We start from the raw sequence: 2,116 nt of genomic DNA, 5'->3' as shown, positions 1-2,116 counted from the left end.
GTAGAAAACCCCGGGGCCAACGACGATTCCGCGGTCCGCGAGCCTGCCCACGGTGTCCCACGTCGCTTCGCCGGCGGTGGCCCACAAATAGAGACCCGCGCGGGACTCATGAATCGTCAGCCCGAAGCTCTCCAGCGCGGGGACGATCCGCTCCCGCCGGCCCCTGTAGAGATCCTTCTGCGCCGTGACGTGGGCATCGTCGCCCAGGGCGACGCGCATGGCTTCCTGGACCGGGTAGGGGACAATCATGCCGGCGTGCTTGCGGCTGTTGACCAGGTTCGCCATGATCGCCGGATCGCCGGCAACGAAGGCGGCCCGGTAACCGGCCAGGTTGGACTGCTTGCTGAGCGAATAGACGGCGAGCAGACCATCGTGGGAGCCTTCGGCGACCTGCGGGTCCAGGACGCTGGGGACCGGGGTCCCGCCGCGCTGGACGTCCCACTCCCCCCAGCCGAGTTCGGCGTAACATTCGTCGGATGCGACGACGGCGCCGAGYTCGCGGGCMTGCCGGACAATCCGTCGCAGCGAAGCGATGTCGCGGACGCTGCCGGTGGGGTTGGCCGGTGAGTTGACCCAGACCAGCCGCACGCGGGCGCKAGTGCCGGCGTCGAGCTCGTCGAGGTCGTCGGCGGCGATGTGCTCGGCACCGGCGAATGTGGCGCCGATGTCATAGGTGGGGTAGGCGACCGTGGGACGGACCACGACGTCGCCCGGCTTCAGGCCGAGCAGGAACGGCAGCCACGCGACGAGTTCCTTGGATCCCACCGTCGGCATCACGTTCTGCGGATCCAGCCCGGGCACTCCGCGCCGGCGCTCGAACCAGCCGGCGATCGCCTCCCGCAGTGCCGGCGTCCCGTGCACAGTGGGATAACCGGGGGCGTCCGCGGCGGCGCGCAGCGCGTCCTGGATGAGGGCCGGCGTCGGGTCCACCGGCGTGCCGATGGACAGGTTGACGGTYCCTGCCGCGTGCCGGGACGCCGTGGCGAGATAGGGCGCCATGGCCTCCCACGGGTAGTCGGGCAGGCTCAGGCCGAAAGTGCGCACCGCGGATGCCACTGCAGCGCCGCCTTAATTGTCTTGGTTCTGCGGCGGCAGGGCGGCGATCATGGGGTGGTCCGTGTGGGTGTTCCCGACCTTCGCGGCGCCGCCCGGCGAGCCGAGTTCGTCAAAGAATTCGACGTTGGCCTTGTAGTAATCGGCCCACTCGTCCGGGGTGTCGTCCTCGTAGTAGATCGCTTCGACGGGGCAGACCGGCTCGCAGGCACCGCAGTCCACGCACTMGTCCGGGTGGATGTACAGGGAACGCTCACCCTCGTAAATGCAATCGACGGGGCACTCCTCAATACATGCCTTGTCTTTGACATCTACACACGGCTGCGCGATTACGTACGTCACGTCCCTGGCCTCTCCACGTTGGTTCCCGGCGACCGGCCGGATGGTTTGCCCGGCCTGAGCGCCGGGCTGCTGACTTCTGAGCCTATTATCTCCCAGCCTGTTCCCGCGAACCTAGCGGGACGTCATACACGGTCCTCGTCTTACCATGATCTGATGAGCTCGCCATTGCCCTTGCCCCAGCAGTTCCTCTCCGGCGCCCCGCTCGGCACCCGGGTTGTGGTCCGCTACCGGATCGACGGCGGCCTGACGGATGCGCTCGGCGAGCTCGTGGAACGGACCGACGGCGCGTGCACCGTCCGCACCCGCCGGTCCGACGTCGTCATTGCGCTCCCGCTCGTCGTGGCGGCCAAGGAAGTCCCCCCGGCCCCGCCGCGCCGCGCCCCGCGGGTGGCGGCGCCCTGACCGGCCCGGCCAGTGGACATGCCCTCCCTACACCTCAGCCGATGGACATGCGCMCTCCCCGCTCCAACCAATGGACATGTCCTCTCGGATTGCCCGCAGCCGATGGACATGCTCTCCCCTTGTTGCCAGCCGCGAGCATATCCGGCCATAGCTTCTCTACCAATGGACGTGCCCTCCCCTGAGCTCTGGCAGTGGACACGCGCTTCTCAACTACCCGCACCCCGTGGACATGCCTTCCCCTCGCTCCGACCATTGGACATGCCCTCTCTGATTGCCCGCAACCAATGGACATGCTCTCCCCTTGTTGCCAGCCATGGAC

At 68.0% G+C, this 2,116-nt stretch carries 3 protein-coding genes; 1 reads left to right on the top strand and 2 read right to left on the bottom strand.

From position 1 onward, the window contains the following. Positions 1–1,056, bottom strand: a 1,056-nt coding sequence (gene dapC / locus AC1DBQ_RS23065) for a succinyldiaminopimelate transaminase (RefSeq protein WP_476930713.1), incomplete at its 3' end; no start/stop codon positions are given. Positions 1,057–1,068: 12 nt separating this feature from the next. Continuing rightward, positions 1,069–1,395, bottom strand: a complete 327-nt coding sequence (gene fdxA, locus AC1DBQ_RS23060) for a ferredoxin (RefSeq protein ID WP_476930712.1) — start codon at positions 1,393–1,395, stop codon at positions 1,069–1,071. Between the two features lie 153 nt (positions 1,396–1,548). Here fdxA and AC1DBQ_RS23055 point away from each other — a divergent pair, with 153 nt between their 5' ends. After that, the gene (locus AC1DBQ_RS23055; protein ID WP_476930711.1) at positions 1,549–1,797 is read left to right on the top strand and encodes a putative acetyltransferase; all 249 of its coding nucleotides are present in this window, start codon (positions 1,549–1,551) and stop codon (positions 1,795–1,797) included. Positions 1,798–2,116 lie beyond the last annotated feature (319 nt).

The organism is Arthrobacter sp. 10T413_2 (assembly GCF_056394205.1).
Note: the sequence above shows the minus strand (reverse complement) of the source record. Positions and strands in the feature narration are given on the sequence as shown.

What these genes read in the sequence shown, in the direction of transcription:
- AC1DBQ_RS23055 (WP_476930711.1), top strand. Translation starts at nt 1,549, where the DNA reads ATGAGCTCGCCATTGCCCTTGCCCCAGCAGTTCCTCTCCGGCGCCCCG.